The 19,274-nt window shown below is 70.0% G+C and carries 18 protein-coding genes; 12 read left to right on the top strand and 6 right to left on the bottom strand.

The features are described 5' to 3' along the window. The 4 genes from Q0Q47_RS23250 to Q0Q47_RS23235 all read right to left on the bottom strand — a co-directional run bounded on the left by Q0Q47_RS23250 (nucleotide 1) and on the right by Q0Q47_RS23235 (nucleotide 4,559). Nucleotides 1-1,587 (bottom strand): ABC transporter substrate-binding protein, encoded by a 1,587-nt coding sequence (locus tag Q0Q47_RS23250; RefSeq protein ID WP_293865529.1) that lies wholly within the window; start codon nucleotides 1,585-1,587, stop codon nucleotides 1-3. A 65-nt stretch (nucleotides 1,588-1,652) separates the two neighbouring features. Then, entirely contained in the window at nucleotides 1,653-2,765 is a 1,113-nt protein-coding gene (locus Q0Q47_RS23245; protein WP_293865526.1) for a Xaa-Pro peptidase family protein, read from the bottom strand. Between the two features lie 4 nt (nucleotides 2,766-2,769). Then, entirely contained in the window at nucleotides 2,770-3,708 is a 939-nt protein-coding gene (locus tag Q0Q47_RS23240) for an aminotransferase class IV (protein ID WP_293865523.1), read from the bottom strand. 110 nt (nucleotides 3,709-3,818) lie between these two features. Next, a complete protein-coding gene (locus Q0Q47_RS23235) occupies nucleotides 3,819-4,559 on the bottom strand; it encodes a glycerophosphodiester phosphodiesterase family protein (protein WP_293865518.1) in 741 nt (246 codons plus the stop codon). 104 nt (nucleotides 4,560-4,663) lie between these two features. Here Q0Q47_RS23235 and Q0Q47_RS23230 point away from each other — a divergent pair, with 104 nt between their 5' ends. The 10 genes from Q0Q47_RS23230 (at nucleotide 4,664) to Q0Q47_RS23185 (ending at nucleotide 15,847) form a co-directional block, all read left to right on the top strand. Then, entirely contained in the window at nucleotides 4,664-5,515 is an 852-nt protein-coding gene (locus Q0Q47_RS23230) for a MurR/RpiR family transcriptional regulator (protein ID WP_293865515.1), read from the top strand. 74 nt (nucleotides 5,516-5,589) lie between these two features. Continuing rightward, on the top strand, nucleotides 5,590-7,194 hold the full coding sequence (locus Q0Q47_RS23225; RefSeq protein WP_293865512.1) for an ABC transporter substrate-binding protein: 1,605 nt from the start codon (nucleotides 5,590-5,592) through the stop codon (nucleotides 7,192-7,194). Continuing rightward, complete coding sequence (locus tag Q0Q47_RS23220) at nucleotides 7,191-8,051, top strand: ABC transporter ATP-binding protein (protein WP_293865509.1); 861 nt, start codon at nucleotides 7,191-7,193, stop codon at nucleotides 8,049-8,051. Before Q0Q47_RS23225 ends, Q0Q47_RS23220 begins: the two co-directional genes overlap by 4 nt. Further along, a complete protein-coding gene (locus Q0Q47_RS23215) occupies nucleotides 8,048-9,034 on the top strand; it encodes an ABC transporter ATP-binding protein (protein ID WP_293865506.1) in 987 nt (328 codons plus the stop codon). Before Q0Q47_RS23220 ends, Q0Q47_RS23215 begins: the two co-directional genes overlap by 4 nt. After that, nucleotides 9,031-9,756, top strand: a complete 726-nt coding sequence (locus Q0Q47_RS23210) for a glycerophosphodiester phosphodiesterase family protein (RefSeq protein WP_293865503.1) — start codon at nucleotides 9,031-9,033, stop codon at nucleotides 9,754-9,756. Before Q0Q47_RS23215 ends, Q0Q47_RS23210 begins: the two co-directional genes overlap by 4 nt. After that, nucleotides 9,756-10,682, top strand: coding sequence for an ABC transporter permease (locus Q0Q47_RS23205; RefSeq protein ID WP_293865500.1), 927 nt, complete (start codon nucleotides 9,756-9,758; stop codon nucleotides 10,680-10,682). Before Q0Q47_RS23210 ends, Q0Q47_RS23205 begins: the two co-directional genes overlap by 1 nt. A 1-nt stretch (nucleotide 10,683) precedes the next feature. Beyond that, nucleotides 10,684-11,565, top strand: coding sequence for an ABC transporter permease (locus Q0Q47_RS23200; RefSeq protein WP_293865497.1), 882 nt, complete (start codon nucleotides 10,684-10,686; stop codon nucleotides 11,563-11,565). A gap of 77 nt (nucleotides 11,566-11,642) precedes the next feature. After that, nucleotides 11,643-12,680 (top strand): NAD(P)-dependent alcohol dehydrogenase, encoded by a 1,038-nt coding sequence (locus tag Q0Q47_RS23195; RefSeq protein WP_293865494.1) that lies wholly within the window; start codon nucleotides 11,643-11,645, stop codon nucleotides 12,678-12,680. Nucleotides 12,681-12,751: 71 nt separating this feature from the next. After that, the gene (locus Q0Q47_RS23190) at nucleotides 12,752-13,906 is read left to right on the top strand and encodes a CaiB/BaiF CoA-transferase family protein (protein ID WP_293865491.1); all 1,155 of its coding nucleotides are present in this window, start codon (nucleotides 12,752-12,754) and stop codon (nucleotides 13,904-13,906) included. A gap of 87 nt (nucleotides 13,907-13,993) precedes the next feature. Then, complete coding sequence (locus tag Q0Q47_RS23185; protein WP_293865487.1) at nucleotides 13,994-15,847, top strand: dihydroxy-acid dehydratase; 1,854 nt, start codon at nucleotides 13,994-13,996, stop codon at nucleotides 15,845-15,847. Nucleotides 15,848-15,874: 27 nt separating this feature from the next. Here the strand turns inward: Q0Q47_RS23185 and Q0Q47_RS23180 are convergent, their stop codons facing one another. Together Q0Q47_RS23180 and Q0Q47_RS23175 are read right to left on the bottom strand one after the other, a co-directional pair. Beyond that, nucleotides 15,875-16,579 (bottom strand): DUF4386 domain-containing protein, encoded by a 705-nt coding sequence (locus Q0Q47_RS23180; RefSeq protein WP_293865484.1) that lies wholly within the window; start codon nucleotides 16,577-16,579, stop codon nucleotides 15,875-15,877. A gap of 39 nt (nucleotides 16,580-16,618) precedes the next feature. Continuing rightward, a complete protein-coding gene (locus Q0Q47_RS23175; RefSeq protein WP_293865481.1) occupies nucleotides 16,619-17,584 on the bottom strand; it encodes an NAD-dependent epimerase/dehydratase family protein in 966 nt (321 codons plus the stop codon). Nucleotides 17,585-17,675: 91 nt separating this feature from the next. Here Q0Q47_RS23175 and Q0Q47_RS23170 point away from each other — a divergent pair, with 91 nt between their 5' ends. Further along, nucleotides 17,676-18,581 (top strand): LysR family transcriptional regulator, encoded by a 906-nt coding sequence (locus tag Q0Q47_RS23170; RefSeq protein WP_293865478.1) that lies wholly within the window; start codon nucleotides 17,676-17,678, stop codon nucleotides 18,579-18,581. A gap of 56 nt (nucleotides 18,582-18,637) precedes the next feature. Beyond that, on the top strand, nucleotides 18,638-19,123 hold the full coding sequence (locus Q0Q47_RS23165; protein ID WP_293865475.1) for a heme-degrading domain-containing protein: 486 nt from the start codon (nucleotides 18,638-18,640) through the stop codon (nucleotides 19,121-19,123). Nucleotides 19,124-19,274: the final 151 nt, after the last annotated feature.

The following is a 19,274-nucleotide window of genomic DNA, read 5'->3' as shown; positions in this document are numbered from 1 at the left end:
TCACTTCACCTGCGCGAACCACAGGCGGACGTACTCGTCCGGGAACTGCGGAACCTCGACGCCGGAGCGCACCGCCCACGCCACCGGCTGGGTGTGCAGCGGGATGTAGGCGACCGTGTCCTTGGCGATCTTCATCGCCTCGGCGAGCATCGCCCGGCGCTTGGGTTCGTCGAGCTCGACCGCGCTGTCGCGCGTCAGCTTCTCGATCTGGGCATTGACGTAGCCCATCGGGTTCGACCCGCCGAAGGCGTCCTTCGGCTCGGTCAGGAGCGCCGACAGCACGCTGAAGCCGTCCATCGGCGGCAGCGTCGCCCAGCCGATGATGTAGACGTCGAACTCGCCCTTATCCATGCGCGGGAAATAGGTGGCGCGGGACTCCGTCTTCAGGTCGGCCTGGATGCCCACCTTGCTCCACATGGCGGCGATGGCGACGCAGATCTGCTCGTCGTTGATGTAGCGGTCGTTGGAGCAGTTGAAGTTCGTCTTGAAGCCGTTGGGGAAGCCCGCCTCGGTGAGCAGCTTCTTCGACAGTTCGGGGTCGTAGGCGACGAGCTTGTCGTTCTCCGCCGAGAAGCCGGGCACCGGCGGCGCCACCAGCGTGGCGGTGTTGCGCGACTTGCCGCGCATGACGCGCTTCTGGATCGTGTCGAGATCGATGGCGTGCCACATCGCCTGGCGAACCTTCACGTCCAGCATCGGGTTCTTCTGACCCGGCGTGGCCTTGAGCTCGGGCCGGTGGTTCAGCCCCAGGAAGATCAGGCGCAGCGAGGGCTCCTCGATCACCTTGAAACCCGAGGCCGAGCCGATGCGCGCGAGGTCCTGCAGGGGCGCCGGCGCGATCATGTCGAGTTCGCCCGACAGCAGCGCGGCCACGCGGGTCGCGTCCGACTTCACCGGCTTGAACTCGATGCGCTTCAGGTTGTGCTCGGGCTTGTCCCACCAGTCCGGATTGACCACGAGATTGGTGCCGATGTCCGGCTTGTAGGATTCGACCTTGAACGGCCCGGTGCCGATCGCGTTGGTGGAGGCCGCCGTCGTCACGCCCGTGGCGATGTTGCCGGGCTTGAGCGAGCCGGTTTGCTCCATCCACTCCTTGTCCATGATGTAGATGCCGGCAAGGTCGTTCAGGAGGAGCGGGTAGGGCCCCTTCGTCTTGATGTCGACCGTGAAGTCGTCGACCTTCGTGGCGGATTCCACCGTGGAGAGGTTGCCGCGGGCGCGTGCGCCGGGATCGAGCAGGCGGGTGATCGAGGCCACCACGTCGTCGGCCGTGAAGGCGTTGCCGTTGTGGAACTTCACACCCTTGCGCAGTTCGAAGCGCCAGGTGTCCGGCGCGGTCAGCTTCCAGCTCGTGGCCAGCGCGGGCTCGAGCTCGAGCTTCCGGCTGCGGCGCACCAGCGGATCGAACACGTGGTGCAGCATGCTCGTGGTGAAGCTCTCCGTGTGCGCGTACGGGTCGAGCGTGGCGATGTCGGTGGGGGCCGACCACCGGAGCGTCTGGGCCGATGCCGCGGATGCCAACAGCGTCGCCAGGGCCGTCGTGCACCCGAGTGCGACCGCCTTCGTCCAACCCGACATCATGCGCATGCTTCGTCTCCCCACAGACCGCGATTGACTAATTGTCTAACTATGGAGCCCCAGGGCGAACCGCGTCAACGCGGCGCTGCGGCGACGATCCGCAGGTCCCTGGGGAACGTGGTCAGTACGTCCACGCCGTCCTGCGTGACGACGACGTCGTCCTCGATCCGGACGCCGACCTTGCCCAGCTGGTAGAGCCCCGGCTCGATGGTGAAGACCATGCCCGGCTGCAGCGGCGTCGTGTTGCCGCGCATGATGTAGGGATCCTCGTGGACGTCGAGCCCGAGCCCGTGCCCCGTCTTGTGCCGGGTGAAGGCGCCATAGGGGGAGGTTTCCAGGACCTTCAGCACGAGGTCGTCGAGGTCGCCGGCCGCCAGGCCCGGCCGGGCCGCGTTGCGCCCCCGCTCGTTGGCCGCGAGCACGGTCTCGTAGAAGGCCCTGTCCTCGTCGCTGACCCGCTCGATGAAGACGGTGCGCGTGATGTCGGCGCAGTAGCCCTGGACGGTGCCTCCGAAGTCGAACAGCAGGGCGTCGCCCGGCTGGACCTTGTAGTCGGGCCGTGCCTTGGCGTGCGGCTGCGCGCAATTCGATCCCGCCGCCACGATCGGGGCGAAGGAGAGGCCCTCCGCGCCGGCCGCGAAGAGCTCGTTCAGGAGGATGCCCTCGATCTGCGTCTCGGTCTGCCCCACCCGCACCTGGGCGAGGGTCGCCTCCAGCGCGGCTTCCGAGACCCGGATGGCGCGGCGCAGGAGTTCGACCTCGCCCGGCCTCTTGACGACCCGCAACTGAGAGATCGGGCGGTGCATGTCGCACAGGTTCGCGCCGGGAAAGGCCCGGGCGAGCGCGAGATACTCGAACACCCTCATCCGCTGGCCTTCGACACCCAGGCGATCGAGCGGACCGATCGCCTGGCCCGCGGCCATGAACGCCGCGTCGAAACCCTGTTCGTCACGCCAGGGAAAGACCTCGCCCTTGAAATCGAGCTTGGCGAAGGAGGCAAACTCCAGGTGGGGCACGACGGCCACCGCTTTGCCGGCCTTCGTCACCAGGACGACCAGCGGACGCTCGTTCTGGTGAAAGTCCTTGCCGAAGATGCGCCTGAAATTCGCGCCCGGCACCAAAGCCACGGCATCCAGGCCCTCCTGCCGCATCACCGGCACGACATCGGCCAGCCTCGTTTCCTCCATGGCATCAGTCCTCCGTGCCGGCCGGCGCGCTGCCGGTCCGGGCCAGTTCGTCTTTCCACGCGATGTACAGCTCGCTCAGGCGCCGGGTGACGGGACCCGGAAGCGCGCTGGGCAGCGGTCGGCCGTCGATCGAGGCCACCGGCGTGACGCCGCCGAAGGTTCCGGTCACGAAGGCCTCTTGCGCGCCATAGACGTCCATCAGCGCGAAGTTCGCGAGCCTCACCGGAATGGCGTTGGCGCGGCACAGCGCGATCACGTTGGCCCGCGTCACGCCGTGGAAGCAGTAGTCCCCGGTGGACGTGCATACCTCGCCGTTGCGCACGAAGAAGAAGTTCGTGGCGTTGCAGCTCGACACGAAGCCGTGGGGATCCAGCATCAGGGCCTCGTCGGCACCGGCCTTGATGGCCTGGAGCAGCGCGGTGATGAGATTCAGGCGGCTGTGGGAGTTCAGGCGCATGTCGAACATGTCCGCCGGCGTGCAGCGGATCGACGACGTGAAGAGGTTGAGGCCGCGCGTCATGATCGCGGGACTGGGCACCTTGTACTCCGCGACGATCACGACGGTGGCGGGACCGACCGTCTGCCGCGGATCCTGGTTCGGCGTCTTCTTCAGGCCGCGGGTGACCATCAGGCGGATGTGGACGCCGTCCTGCATCCCGTTCGCCGCCAGCGTCCGGTGAAGCGCCTCGACGAGCGCCGCGCGGTCGAGCCCGATGTCCAGGTCGATGGCCCGCGCGCCGTCGAAGAGCCGGTCGAGATGCTGGTCGAGGAACATCAGTGCGCCGCGGTGCAGGCGCAGTCCCTCCCAGACGCCGTCCCCCAGCACGAAACCGGCGTCGAAGACCGAGACCACGGCCTGCGAGCGGGGGACCAGGGCGCCGTTGAGGTAGACGAGTACGTCGGCGTTCCGGCCGTCCGGCGCGAAATCCTGGCTGCCCTTCATGGGGAGTGTCCTTGTCGGCTGCGGGCCGTCCCGCAGGCCGGGGGCAATCTGCGCCGATCGCGGCACGGGGCGCAAGACGCCCGTCGCGCTGCGCGTCCGGTGGCCGTTCCTCACCCCGCAGTCGGCCGCAGGGCGATCGCCAGGTCCGGCCGGTCCGTGGTGAAGACGGTCACGCCGGTCGCGAAGGCCCAGCGGATCGTGGCCTCGTCGTGCGCGCCGTAGACGCCGAAGCGAATGCCCGCCGCATGGCAGGCCGCCGCGTCTGCGTCCTCGACCTTCGAGGCGCGCAGGGCGATCTCGCCCGCGCCGGCGTCCTTGGCCTTGCGGCACAGGGAGGCGATGTCCCGCGCCGGTGCGAGGTGACGGTCCGCGACGAGCCAGATCGCGGGCGCGCCGGGCGCGATTCCGGCGAGCGTCGCGAGCGTCGGCAGGTCGAAGGACGTGAAGGTCGTCCGCGCCAGGAGGCCTCGGCGCGCCAGCACGTCGACCACCGCCTGCTCGATCCCCGCATAGCGCCCGCCGTCGTGGCGGGTCTTGATCTCGATGCGCAGTCCGATACCGCTGGGTCCGATGATGTCCAGGACCTCCTCGAAGGTCGGAATGGTCTCGCCGTCGGTGCCGAGCAACGGGACGGCCGAGAGCTGCTCCCAGTCCATCTCGGCGATGGCGCCGCTGCCGCGCGCGGTGCGGCCCAACTGCGAATCGTGATGGACGAGGAGAACGCCGTCGCGGCTGCGGTGGACGTCGAACTCGATGAACTCCACGGGCAGGGCGGTCGAGTTGCGGAAGGCGAGGCGGCTGTTCTCGGGCCACAGCATGGCGCCTCCGCGGTGCGAGGCAATGTCGGTCATGGCGCGTCCTCCCGGCGTGTTCGACGGCATGCAACATAAATTGCCAAGTTGAGGATTTGCAATTTTTCTTGCACGGAGCGCGGGCCGTCCTCTACCGTGCCGCCATGGCCGATCGCATCACTCTCGCGGACATGGTCGCGGCGCGGCGCGACGAACTCACCGACGCCGACCGCCGGCTCGTCGACATCCTGCTCGCCGATCGCGCGGCCGGCAGCTTCCTGCCCGCCCACAAGGTCGCGCACCAGGCCGGCGTGCACGCCTCCACCGCCGGCCGCCTGGCCCGCAAGCTCGGCTTCGCAACCTACCGCGACATGCGTGGTGCCTTGCAGGACAGCGTCGTCGCGGAGCTCGACGCGTCCGTGCGGGTGCGCAGGCGGCTCAGCCGCGTCAAGGGAAGCTCCCTCCTGGGCTCCGTCGTGGAGGGTGAGATCCGCGCGCTCAACGCGCTGGCCGGGCAGATTTCCGACGAGGACATCGTGACTGCCGCGGGATTGCTGCGCGAAGCCGGCCGCATCCTCGTGGTCGGCGAAGGGCATGCCAGCAGTCTCGCCGACATCTTCGTGCGCCGCCTCGTCCGGTCCGGATACCGCGCGGCCGTCGTCGCGCATGCGGACTGGCAGGCCGCCGACCAGCTGCTGGGGCTCGCCGCCGGCGACGTGGTCGTGGCGCTCATCTTCCGCCACGAGAGCCCGCCGGTGGACAAGGTGGTCGCCTATGCGCGCTCGGTTGGCGCGGGAACCCTCCTGATCACCGACCGGCACGCGGGCGTGCCCGCCTGCGACGTCGCCCTCGTCGCCGAGCGCGGGGAGAAGGGCGAGTTCCATTCGCTCACCGTGCCGATGGCGGTGTGCAACACGCTCATCCTCGAGCTGTCGCGCTCCGATCGCGGCCGCTCGCTCAAGACGCTGGCCAAGGTGGAGACCCTGCAGCGCATGTTCCGCGCCCGCGCCGGGTGAGCCCCTGTCGCAAAACTGAAGTCGAAATCACCCAAGAAGACCCCGCGCAGGGGCTCAATCCACGGGAGAACGCCATGAAGTCGATGACGCACGCAGCAGCTTTGGCGGCCTTGGCTGGAACGGGCCTGGCCGCCTGTCTCGCGACCGGTGCCGTCGCGGCCGATCGCCCCGCCGTCACCGTCGCCGTGAACGAACTCGCCCGCTCGCTCGACCCCGGTGAGAACACCGGCAACGTCGACGTGCGCGTGTACTACTCGATCTTCGACACCCTCATCCGGCGCGATTTCGCCCATCCCAAGGAGGGCGGCGGCGCCAATCTCGTCCCCGGGCTCGCCGAGAGCTGGTCATGGACCAGCCCCACCACCTTCGAGCTCAAGCTGCGGCGCAACGTCGTGTGCCACGACGGTTCTCCGTTCGACGCCAACGACGTGATGGCGACCTTCTCTCCCGACCGTCTCTGGGGACCGAAGGCGTACTACCCGGACGGGCGCCTCTATTTCGGCAGTTTCACCAACGTCGAGAAGGTGGACGACTTCACGGTGCGGATCACCACGGCCCAGCCCGATCCCATCATGGAGCACCGGCTGTCGAGCTATATGTCCTTCATCGTCTGCGACGAGGCCTGGACGGCCTTTCGCAAGGAGGGCGTGCCGGCCGCGACCTGGATGGACCAGGCCGCCAAGGCCCTGCGCTGGAAGCCCGTCGGGACTGGCCCGTACAAGTTCGTGGACTACCAGAAGAACGAACGCATCGCGCTGGCCGCGTTCGACAAGTACTACGAGGGTGCGCCGGCCGCCCAGACGGTGACGTTCCGCTCCGTGCCCGAGGTGGCGGCGCGCGTGGCAGGCCTCGTCGCCGGCGACTTCGACATCGCCGTCGACATTCCGCCGGACCAGTGGGATGCGCTGAAGCGGTACAAGGACGTCGTGCTCAAGACCGAGCCGATCGAGAACAGCCACGTCCTGCAGTTCAACACCAACGACCCCGTCCTGTCCGACAAGAAGCTGCGCCATGCCATGAGCCTGGCGATCGATCGCAAGGCGCTGATCGACGCGCTGTGGAAAGGCCAGACCTACGCGCCCAACGGCCACCAGCTGCCGAGCTTCGGTCCGCTCTACATCAAGGACGACAAGGGCTACCCGTACGACCCGGCACTGGCCAAGAAGCTGCTCGCCGAGAGCAAGTACAAGGGACAGGAGATCTCCTATCGCCTGATCCCGAACTACTATCTCTACAACGTCGAGGCGGCGCAGGTGATCCAGGAGATGTGGCGCGCGGTGGGCATCAACGCCCGCATCGACTACGTCGACAGCTTCAAGGAGGTGCGCAAGCCCGGCGCCCAGGTGTTCGCCTGGTCCAACACCTACCGCGTCCCCGATCCGGTGGGCTCGATCCTGGTGCTCTGGGGCCCCGACACCGACAACCAGAAGACCTACAAGTTCTACGGCGCCAGCGAAGCCTTCAACACGGCGGCAGCCGACCTGCAGGCGAGCGCCGACACTGCGGTCCGCCGCGAGGCGTTCGCACGGCTGCTGGCGGCCTTCGAGGACGACATGCCGATGACCATGCTCTACAACCCGGTCACCGGCTACGCCCTGCGGAAGGGCGTGAACTGGACGCCCTACAGCCAGTACTACATGGACTTCCGCCCCTCGAACTTCTCCCTGGCCGGGAAGTGAGGGCGGACGGTTCCGGGCCGGGCGGCCCCGGCAACGGCGCGCTCCTCGCCGTCGAGGGGCTGACCGTCGGCTTCCGCACGGCGTCGGGCTATGCGGACACGGTGCATGGCGTCTCCTTCGCCGTGCGCCGCGGCGCCACCACCTGCATCGTGGGCGAGAGCGGCAGCGGCAAGAGCGTGTCCTGCCAGGCCGTGCTGGGCCTCTTGCCGGGCAACGGGCGGCGCACGGGCGGGCGCATCCTGTTCGAGGGCACCGATCTCGCCGCCGCGAGCGAGCGGGAGCTCGAAGGGATCCGCGGGCGGCGCATCGGCATGGTGTTCCAGGATCCGCTCGGCTCCCTCAATCCTCTCCACACGGTCGGCGCGCAGATCCGCGAGACGCTGCGCCTGCACACGTCCATGGCCGAGGCGCAGCGGCGGACGAGGGCCGTCGACCTGATGCGCATGGTCGGCATCCCCGAGCCGGAGCAGAGGCTCGCCTCCCACGTTCATGAATTCTCCGGCGGCATGGCGCAGCGCGTGATGATCGCCATGGCCCTGGCCTGCGAGCCCGCGCTGCTCATCGCCGACGAGCCGACCACCGCGCTCGACGTGACCATCCAGGCCCAGATCCTCGACCTCCTGAACCGTCTCAAGGCCGAGACCGGCATGGCGATCCTGTTCGTCACGCACGACCTCGGCGTGGTGGCCGAAATGGCCGACGACATCGTGGTCATGCGGCACGGCCGCGTCGTGGAGGCTGGGCCTGCCGACCGCATCCTGGCGAGCCCGCAGGCGCCCTACACGCGGGAGCTCCTCGCCGCCATGCCGCGCCTCGACGTTCCCGCTCCCGTTTACCGCGAAAGGGTGCTTTCGTGAGCGAAACGCCGCTCCTCAGCGTCACGAGCCTGCGCCGTCATTTCGGCGGTGGCCGTTCGTTCTTGCGCACGAGCCGTACGATCCGCGCGGTCGAGGACGTCTCGCTGACGGTGCGCGTCGGCGAGACCCTGGGCCTCGTTGGCGAGTCGGGCTGCGGCAAGTCGACCACGGGCCGCATGGTCGTCGGCCTGGAAACGCCGACGAGCGGTGCCATCCTGTTCAAGGGCCAGGATCTCACCGCGCTCACGCCGGCCGGCTGGCAGCGGCAGCGCCGCGACATCCAGATTATCTTCCAGAACCCGCAGGCCGCGCTCGATCCGCGCCTGCCCATCGCCCGCCAGATCCGGGAGCCGCTGGACCTGCACGGGATCGGCGAGGCCTCCGGCCGCGACGCCGAGGTGGCGCGCCTGATGGCGGCGGTGGCCCTGTCCGCGGAGCTTTCCGGGCGCTACCCGCACCAGATCAGCGGCGGGCAGGCGCAACGCGTGGTCATCGCCCGGGCGCTCGCGCTGCGGCCCAGCCTCATCGTCTGCGACGAGCCGGTCTCGGCCCTCGACGTGTCGGTCCAGGCGACCGTCACGGACCTCCTGCAGGACCTGCAGGAGCGGTTCGACATCGCCTATCTCTTCATCTCCCACGACCTGCGCGTGGTGAAGAAGCTCTCGCACCGCATCGCGGTGATGTATCTCGGCGAGATCGTGGAGGAGGGGCCGACCGAGCCCGTCTACGGGTCGCCCCTGCACCCCTACACGATGGCGCTCCTGGCCGCGATCCCCGACATCGCGGCGCCGCGGGGCGCGCGCCGGTCGCGCCTGACCGGCGACCCGCCGTCCCCGGCGGCGCCCCCGCCCGGTTGTCATTTCCACACCCGCTGCCCGTATGCCCGGCCGCGCTGCGCCGCAGAGAAGCCGGCGCTGCGGGCGTTGGGCCCGGGCCGCACGGTGCGCTGCCATTTCGCCGAAGATCTCGGAGCCCAGGCATGAGCCGGCCACTCGTCGTCGCCCATCGCGGACACTCCGCCCGCTTTCCCGAAAACACCGTCGTGGCCTATCGCGGCGCGATCGCCGCCGGCGCGGACCTCGTCGAGACCGACGCGCGCCTGACCGCGGATGGCATCCCGGTCGCGGTCCACGACGCGGACCTCGTTCGCGTCGCCGGCACGCAGGCCACCGTCGCGGGCACCGCCTGTGCCGACCTCAAGGCGATGGCCCGGGCGCGGGGCGTCGAGGTTCCGACGCTCGAGGAAGCCCTGTCCGCGATCTGCCCGGCACGGGACGCGCTGATCGACGTCAAGACGGCCGATCTCGCCATCATCGATGCCATCGTGGCGGTGCTGCGGCGCCTCGACGTGACGGATCGGGTGTGGCTCGGCGTGCGCGACGCAGGGCAGGCCGCCCATGCCCGCGGCCACCTGCCGACCGTGCGCGTGCTGGCCTTCCTGCCCGACGGCGAGGATCCCCAGCGCTTCGCGGACGCAGGCGCGGCGGCCTTCCGGATCTGGGAGGGCGCGCTCGACGGTCCCGCCGCCGGCCACCTCTTCGCCAGCCGCCCGGTGTGGGTCACGACGGGAGGCAAGGGGACGGGCCGCAAGGTCGGTGACGTCGGGGCCAGCGAACTGCGCGGGATTCTCGCCAGGGGTCCCGGGGCCGTCCTGCTCAACGATCCCGACCTGATGGTCGGCCTCACCGGCACGAAGGCCTCCTGATGCGGCGGATCCTCACCAAGCTCGGGCGGGGCGTGCTGACGGTCTGGCTGATCGTCACCTTCACCTTCGTCGCCCTCAACCTGTCCGGCGATTCGATCGATGCCCTCGTGGGCGACCAGGCCTCGCCCGAGGTGATCGCGCACTACCGCGAGAAGTTCGGTCTCGACCGACCCCTCTGGCAGCAATACCTGTCCTATCTTGCCGGCATCGCACAGGGCGACTTCGGCCTCTCGCTGTCCGACCAGCGGCCGGCGGTCGAACTCATCGCCGGCGCCTTGCCCCACACGCTGCGTCTGGGGCTCACCGCCTTCGTCGTCGGGCTGCTGCTCGGCGTGTCGCTCGGGATCGTCGCGGCGCTGAACCGCAACAAGGCGGTCGATCGGCTGGTCATGAGCTTCGCGGTGCTGGGGTTCAGCCTGCCCAACTTCTTCCTCGGCATTCTCCTCATCCTGCTCTTCGCGCTGCACTGGCGCCTGCTGCCCAGTTCGGGCGACGCGACGGCCTGGCACCTGATCCTGCCCGCGGTGACGCTGGGCACGCATTTCGCTGGCACCTTCGCCCGCTTCACCCGCTCGACGATGCTCGACGTGCTGAACAAGCAGTATGTCGTGGCGGCCCGCGCCAAGGGGGTGCCGCGCCCGCGCCGGGTGCTGTGGCACGCCTTGCCCAACGCCTCCATCCCGCTGATCACCATCGTCGGCCTGAAGCTCGGCGACCTGGTGGCGGGTTCGATCATCGTCGAGACGGTCTTCGCCGTGCCCGGGGTCGGGCGCCTCCTGGTCAACGCCGTGACCTCGCGCGACTTCGCCCTGGTGCAGGCGATCCTGATCATGGTGTCGATCACCATGGTCGGCGCCAACCTCGCGGTGGACGCCGTCTACGTCCTGATCGACCCGCGCATGCGCGCCAGGGCGGCGGAGCGCTGACATGGGGATCGGCTGGCCCATTCGTCGCGCGGACGACGCCCCGGTGCGGGCCGAGGCGCGCTATCCCGTGCTCGTCCTCGTCGCCCTCGCCATCCTCGCGGTCATCGTCGCGATCTTCCTGTTCGCCGACTGGCTCGCGCCCTACGACTACCGCGCCCAGTCGCTGCTCAAGCGGCTCAAGCCCCCGTCCTTCCTCGGCGGGCCACCCGAGCACCTGTTCGGCACGGACGAACTCGGCCGCGACGTCCTCAGCCGGCTGATCTACGCCATCCGCTTCAGCGTCCTGGTCGCGCTCGGCGGCACGCTCATCGGGGCGCTCATCGGGACGGCTCTCGGCTTCCTCGCCGCGCATTTCCGCGGCATGGTCGAGGAGGTGATCATGATGATGGCGGACGTGCAGGCGTCCTTGCCGTTCATGGTCATCGCGCTCGCCATGATCGCCATGTTCGGCGGCGGCTTCATGCTCTTCGTGGCGCTGATGGGCTTCTACGGCTGGGAGGTCTTCGCGCGCCTCACGCGCGGCGTCGTCATCGCGGCCAACACCCAGGGCTACGCGACGGCGGTGGTCGCGCTGGGCGCCCCGGCGCGCCACGTCTACTGGCGCCACGTGCTGCCCAACATCCTCAGCGTGCTGATCGTGCAGTTCACCCTGAACTTTCCGCAGGTGATCCTGCTCGAGACGTCGCTCAGCTTCCTGGGCCTGGGCATCCGTCCGCCGCTCACCAGCCTCGGCCAGATGCTGGGCGCGGGACGCGCCTACCTCACGACGGCCTGGTGGATCGCCGTGCTCCCTGGCACCGCCATCTTCCTGACGACGATGTCGATCTCCATTCTCGGCGACTGGCTGCGCGACCGCCTGGACCCGACCCTGCAATCCCGCTGACGCCAGACGGCCGAACTGCGGCCGTGTCCTGTGCTAGCTTCGACGGATCGGGTTTGTCTGCGGAGTGGATCGGGAACATGCGTGCGCTGGTGCTGGAACGGCGGGGCGAACTCGCGCTTCGTGACATCGACTTGCCATCGGAGATGGGGGCCGACGACGTCCGGATCGCGCTCCACACCGTGGGCATCTGCGGCAGCGACGTGCACTACTACACGCACGGGCGCATCGGCTCCTTCGTGGTCGAGGCGCCGATGGTGCTGGGCCATGAAGCCTCCGGAACGGTGATCGCGGTCGGCTCGCGCGTCCGGCACCTGGCCGTGGGCGACCGCGTGTGCATGGAGCCGGGCATTCCCGACCTCGCTTCGCGGGCCTCCAAGCTCGGGCTCTACAACGTCGATCCCGCCGTCCGCTTCTGGGCCACGCCGCCGGTGCATGGCGTGCTGACGGCCGAGACGGTGCATCCGGCATCCTTCACCTTCAAGCTGCCCGACGCGGTGAGCTTCGCGGAGGCCGCCATGGTCGAGCCCTTCGCCGTCGGCATGCAGGCCGCCGCCCGCGCCCGCATCACGCCGGGCGACGTGGCGGTGGTGATCGGCTGCGGGCCCATCGGGATCATGGTGGCGCTGGCTGCGCTGGCGGGCGGCTGCTCGCGCGTGCTGATCAGCGACGTCAGCGCCCCGAAGCTCGCCGTCGCCGCCGGCTACGACGGGCTGGTGCCCATCGACGTGACGCGCGAGAGCCTTCGCGACCGCGTGGCCGCCGAGACGACCGGGTGGGGTGCCGACATCGTCTTCGAGGCCAGCGGCAGTCCGCGGGCCTATGCCGACCTGTTCCCGGTGCTCAGGCCGGGCGGGGCCGTCGTGCTGGTCGGACTGCCCGTGGAGCCCATCCAGTTCGACGTGAACGCCGCCATTTCACGGGAGGCCCGCGTCGAGACCGTGTTCCGCTATGCCAACGTCTTCGATCGTGCGCTCGCGTTGATCGCGTCGGGCAAGGTCGACCTGAAGCCGCTGGTGTCGGCGACCTTTGCCTTCGAGGACAGCGTGGCCGCCTTCCAGCGCGCCGCGCAGGGGCGGCCTGAGGACATCAAGCTCCAGATCAGGGTCGCGCCCTGACCGGCCGCACGGGCTTCCGGCGCGGTTCGGCCCGTGCGAGTGTCCCGTCCAGCGAGGGAACGGGGGCGTTCATGGGGCCGTTGGCAGGCGTGCGGATCGTCGAGATGGCGGGGATCGGGCCGGCGCCGTTCTGCGGCATGCTGCTGGCCGAACTCGGCGCCGAGGTGCTGCGCGTCGACCGGCTGACGGCCGCTGCTGACCTCGGCATCGACGTGGAGCGGCGCTTCGACCTTCCCAACCGCAGCAAGCGGGCCATCGCGGTCGATCTGAAGCGGCCCGAGGGCGTGGCGCTCGTCAGCAGGCTCGTCGGATCGGCCGACGCGCTGATCGAAGGCTTCCGTCCCGGCGTCATGGAGCGCCTGGGGCTCGGACCGGAGCCCTGCCTCGCGGCCAACCCGCGCCTCGTCTACGGCCGGATGACGGGCTGGGGCCAGGAGGGACCGCTCAGCCAGCGGGTCGGCCACGACATCAACTACATTGCCATGGCGGGGGCCCTGGACGCGATCGGACCGGCCGAGGGCGGGCCGCTGCCGCCGCTGAACCTCGTGGGCGATTTCGGCGGTGGCGCCCTCTATCTCGCGATGGGGCTGCTGGCAGGGATCATCGAGGCGCGCGGCTCCGGGCAGGGGCAGGTCGTCGACGCGGCCATGGTGGACGGCGCGGCGAGCCTGATGGCGATGTTCCACGGCTTTCGCCAGGCGGGACTCTGGCAGGCCGGGCGCGGGGCCAACGTGCTGGATGGCGGCGCGCCCTACTATGCGACCTACCGCACCAGCGACGGCCGATACGTGGCGGTCGGGGCCATCGAGAAGCGCTTCTACGCCGCCCTGCTGGAGGGCCTGGGGCTGGAGGCCGCCGCACTGCCGGCGCAGGACGACCGCTCGCGCTGGGCGGACCTGCGGCAGGTTTTCGCAGCAACGTTCGCCACGCGCACGCGGGACGACTGGGCCGCCCATTTCGAGGGGCGGGACGCCTGCGTATCGCCGGTGCTCACCATGGAGGAAAGCCTGGCGAGCCCCATGGCGCGCGCCCGGGCCATGGCCGCGGAGACCGACGATGTCGTCGGGCCGGCGCCCGCGCCGCGCTTCACGCGGACCCCGGGCGCGGTTCGCCACGGGCCGCTGGACCCCCGGACGGATACGTACGGGGCCCTGCGAAGCTGGGGGGTGGACGAGAAGACACTTGCGGAACTGGCCCGGATCGGTGTCATTCCCGCCGCGGCCTGATTGCCCGTTGGCGCGGCAGGGCCTCCTGGGGCATAGTCCGCCCCGAGCAGCGCCTGGCCGAAAACCGCCTGAGGGAGTAAGACGTCCGTGAGCAATTCCAAGATCGTCTTGATCGACCACCACCCTGGCCGCAACAGCCAGACGATCGGCATGGCCCGCGTGATCGGGACCGATCCCGCGCTCATCCACGAGCCCTCGGTCGGCGTGGTGGGCACCAAGGGCGACAGCCAGTGCTATCTGGGCGTGCTGGACAAGGTCGATGCCATCCACGCGCGCCTGAAGGCCCGGATCGGCAACGAGCCCGGCAAGCTCCGGCTGCGCCTGGTGCAGCCCGAATACACGATCGCCACCTCGGACGGCATCCGCAACGGCACGCGGGAGATGCGTTACTCGCTCATCGGTCGCGAAGTGACGCACGACGCGTTGTGCGAGCATCTCGAGGCGACCGGCCTCGCCGGCACCATCGCCGTGGTGGCCTGCGACAAGCCGCCGGTCGGCACGCTCGCGGCGTTCCTGGAGCACAATCAGCCGGCCATCATCATGTCGGATGGGCCGATCCATCCCGGCAAGGACCCGCAGACGGGCGAGGCGCTCGACATCGTCAGCGCCTACCAGGTGGCTGGCCATCCTGACGAGGCGCATCGCCACCACATCGCCTGCCACGCCTGCCCGGGCATCGGCAGCTGCGGCGGCATGTTCACCTACAACACCATGCAGACCTTCATCGGCGTGGTGGGCCTGCAGCCGCTCCACATGGTGGCGCCGGCGTCCGACGACCCACGTCGCACGGGAGTCTTCGCCGACGAGCTCGTCGAGCTGCTCGCCATGCAGATCGAGCGCAACCTGAAGCCGCGCGACATCGTCGTGCGCGACAGCCTGCGCAACGCCATGATCGTCGCCATGGCGGTCGGCGGCTCCACCAACGTCACGCTGCACGCGCCCGAGATCGCGCGCGCCGCCGGCTACGCCGACTTCTGGAAAGAGGTCATGACGCCGGAGGAGTTCAACCATCTCTCCAAGAACGTCGTGCCGGTGCTCACCGACGCACGACCCTACGGCAAGTACTCGATGGTGGACATCGACCGCGTGGGCGGCATCCAGGTCATCGTGAAGGAGCTGCTCGACGCGGGCCTGCTCAACGGCGACGTCATGACCTGCACGGGCGAGACGCTCTCGCAGCAGATCGCGCGGCTCAATCCGCCGAAGGCGGACGGCGTCGTCATCTATCCGGTGTCCAAGCCCTACAAGCCGACGGGCGGCCTGCGGGTGCTCGGCGGCAACCTGTCGCCCGACTTCTCGGCGATCCTCAAGCTCGCCGGCGTCGAGGGCGGCCTCGAGAACAACGTGTTCAAGGGCCGGGCCCGGGTGTTCGAGGGCGAGCAGGATCTCCTGTCCGCGCTCGACAGCGATCCGGACCAGTTCCAGCACCACGACATGATCATCGTGCGCTACGAGGGCCCGAGCGGCGCCCCCGGCATGCCGGAGATGCTCGATCCGACCTCGCGCATCACGACGCTGTGCCGCGAGCGCGGCATCGTGGTGGCCCTGATGACCGACGCCCGTTTCTCGGGCGGCTCGGTCGGCCTCGTCATCGGTCATGTGGGGCCGGAAGCCGCGCTCGGCGGGCCCATCGCGCTGATCGAGATGGGCGACGAAATCGTCGTCGACCTCAACAGCAACACCCTCGATTGCACCGCGCTCTCCGACCCGGCCGTCTTCTCCGCCCGCAAGGCGGCGTGGGACAAGGTCGTGGCCTCCCATGGCGGCGTGCACCCGAACTGCGGCATCGCCGACACCCGGCTCCTGCACCGCGCCCGCCACACGGCGGTTCCCGCGACGCGGGGCGGCGGCCTGCATCCCAACCGCGAGGTCTGGGTGCGCGAGCCCCGGCCGGCCACGCCGTCGGGGTTCACGCCCACGAACAAGTACCGGGGCAAGTAAGCCCTCGGGCAGGACGCGGTCGCGCGCTCAGCGCGACCGCCACAGGGCCACCGCCAGCCAGAGCAGCCAGGCAAGCCCGACCGGCGGCATGACGGCCGAGAGCACCTCGAGGGCCGGCACCGCGCTGCGCAGGGCATTCGCCGCGAAGCCGGCGCCGACGACCGCGCCTGCGATCCCGACGGCCCGCCGGTCCGTCCGGGCCAGCAGGACGCCGACCAGGATCATCCACAGGCCCGAGACCAGCTGCACGCCCAGGAGTTCGCCGACGCTGCCGGCATAGCCATTGAGGGCAGCGTAGGCCGTCTCCACCGCTGCGCGCCGGCCCGGGTCTGCCGCGTTGCCGTGGGCCAGGGCCAGCATCGGCATGGCGGTCAGCCAGCGAACGATCCCGAGCGTCTTGAGGATGGCCGCCGCGACGCCGAAAGCGACCATCGTGTCGTTGATCATCCCGTTGGCGCCGCGGCTGGCGAAGTGACGCCGCAGCGCCACCGCCAGCGGCACCATGGCGACGGCCGTGACCAGGTAGCCCCAGTAGCCGAGTTGGACGGCTTCGGCCTTCGCCGCGATCAGGGGCAGGGCCTCGGCGGCCGGCAGGCGGAGGCTGGCGGGCCAGCCGATGGCCGATCCCAGCACGATGAGCGGGATCATGAACAGGACGACCTGCGCGAGGACGAGCAGGACGAGCGGGAGGGTATGCGCGCGCTCCTGCGGCGCCGCGGTCGACGGTGTCATGGCTTGTCTTCCGATTTGAGGGTGAGGGAGAGGCGTGGTTCAGCCGGCGAGCGCGGTGCGGACCGCATCGTCGAGAGGCGTGTGAGGCTCCTCGCCGATCAGGCTGCGCAGCCGGCCGTTGTCGAGCGCGAGGCTTGTCGTCCAGAGCCAGCGCATCTCGAGGGCTTCGCGCAGGAAGCGCACGAAGGGCGCGCCGAGCCAGACGACGATCCAGGGGAACGGCCGGATCGGCAGGTCCTTGCGGCCGATCACCCGGCGCACGGCCTCAGCCAGGTCGCGCCCCGATGCGTCGTGGTGCCCGGCGAAGTGGACCAGGGTGAACGCCGGCAGCGCGGACCGGCGGTCGACGAGGCGGGCAAACGTCTCGGCGAGGTCCGGCACGAAGGCCCAGGCATGCCCGGTCCCGGGCCTGGCCAGCGTCGCGGCGGACCTTGCCGCCAACCCGCCCTTGGCCAGGGCCTGGGAAAACCAGGAACTCGCCACTCCCGGACCGAAGAAGTCGCCGGCCCGGACCGCGATGACCCTGACCCCGTGCTCCTGCGCGGCCAGGGCCAGCATCGTTTCCATCTCGAGGCGGACCTTGCCCTTCCGGGTCGTCGGGTGGCGCGGTGTCGTCTCATCCACCGTTGCGGGCGACGTTGCGGAGAAGACGTAGACATTGGCCGGAAACAGGATCGTGGCACCGGCGTCCCGAGCCGCCGCAATGGTGTTGGCCAGCATGGGCAGGCCGTCCTCACGCCAGCGGGCGTAGCCGGGCGGATTGACCCCGTGCACGATGAGGCCGGCACCGCGGGCGGCTTCGCGAACCGAGCGTTGATCCAGCGAGTCCCCGAGGCGCCACTCGACCGGGTAGTCCATCCGAGGGCGCTGGTCGGGCGGCCGCCGCGTCAGCGCTCGGATTGTCCAGCCGCGGGCCGCGAGCCGCGAGGCGATCGCCGCCCCGATGCCGCCCGTGATGCCGAGCACCAGTGCAGTGCCGGGGGCGGGGGTCGATGCGTTGGTCATGGGGAAGTCCTCCGTCTGTCTGGACGGAGAATGGGGACACGGAGAGCAAACGAAAATTGCGGTTCTCTGTAGAGTCGCTATTCTTTTCCGTATGGCCGAGATCAACGACTGGACCCTGCTGCGCTCCTTTCTCGCCGTCTGGCGGCGCGGGAGCCTGTCGGCGGCGGCCCGCGCCACGGGGCTGACCCAGCCGACCCTCGGTCGCCACATCGACGAGCTGGAGCAGGGGCTGGGGCTCGCCTTGTTCACGCGGTCTCCCGGCGGGCTCGTCCCGACCGAGGCGGCGCGCGGCCTCGTGACTCATGCCGAGGCGATGGAGGCGGCCTTCGCGGCCCTGGTCCGCGCGGCCTCGGCGGGCGGCGACGCGGCGGGGCCGCGCGGCACCGTCCGGATCACCGCCAGCGAGATCGTGGGGACCTTCGTGCTTCCCGACGTCCTGGCCCCGCTACGCCACCGGCACCCCGGCATCGTCCTGGAGCTGGCGCTCAGCAACCGGACCGACGACCTGCTCCGGCGCGATGCCGACATCGCCGTGCGGATGGCGCGGCCGAAGCAGGACAGCCTCGTGGCCCGCTGGATCGGCACCGTGCCGCTCGGCCTCTACGCGCACCGTGACTACGTGCAGCGTTTCGGCCTGCCCGGCACGGTCGCCGCCTTGCGCGAGCACCACGTCGTCGGGTTCGACCGCGACGATCACTCCGCCCGGGCGGTGGTGGCCGGGACACTGCCGATCGACCGCACGCTGTTCTCGGTCCGGGTCGACAACGACGTGGCCCAGGTGATGGCCGTGCGTGCCGGGCTGGGCATCGGCATGATCCAGAAGGCGCTGGCCCGGCAGGACCCGATGCTCGTGCCCGTCCTCGCTGAGGAGGTGGCGGTCGCGCTCGATTGCTGGCTGGCCATGCACGAGGACCAGCGCAACGCGCCCCCGGTCCGGGCGGTGTTCGACGCGCTGGCGGACGGACTGTCGGAGTGGGTTGCCGGGCATGCCGCCTGATTGACGCCCGACGCGCCATGGCCGACCTTGCCGGCGCAACCAACCCGGGAATGCCGATGTCTTCTCCTGCCACTCCGATGCCCTCGCTCGACGACCTGATCGCCGAGGAAACCGAGGTCCAGCTCGCCCGCTTCGACAACGCCGTCGCAGTCGATCTCGGCGGCCGCATCCAGCGCCGGGGCCTGGCGGAGAGCCTGCCGATCGCCGTCGAGATCACCAAGGGCCCGGACGTCGTCTTCTTCGCCATGCTGCCCGGGGCCTCGGCCAACAACGCCCGCTGGGCCCGCCGCAAGCGCGCGACGGTGCAGATGTTCCAGCGCTCGTCCCTGCACGCGCAGTTGCGCGCCGAGCAGCAGGGCACGGACTTCAACGCCCGCTATGCGCTTCCGGCGGAGGACTACGCGGCCAGCGGCGGGGGCGTACCGATCTTCGTGCGCGGCTCGGGCTTCGTCGGCACGGCCACGGTGAGCGGTCTCCCGGCCGTGGAGGACCACCGGCTGGTCATCGCCGCCCTGCGGGAGATCATGGCCGAGCAGGGGTGAGGAGGCCTCTCGCGGTCCTTCAACCCTCCACCATTCTCTCCGCTCGTCTTGCCCGGGCTTGGCCCGGGCATCCACGACTTTGCCGGGGCCATGCGACAGTCGTGGGTGGCCGGGCCAAGTGTTTAGACCGGGGAGATGGTGGACACCTGTT

It is taken from the genome of uncultured Alsobacter sp., assembly GCF_945952055.1.
Lineage (GTDB): Bacteria > Pseudomonadota > Alphaproteobacteria > Rhizobiales > Beijerinckiaceae > Alsobacter.
The sequence above is the reverse complement of the archived record's forward strand: the minus strand, read 5'-3'. Positions and strand labels throughout refer to the sequence as shown.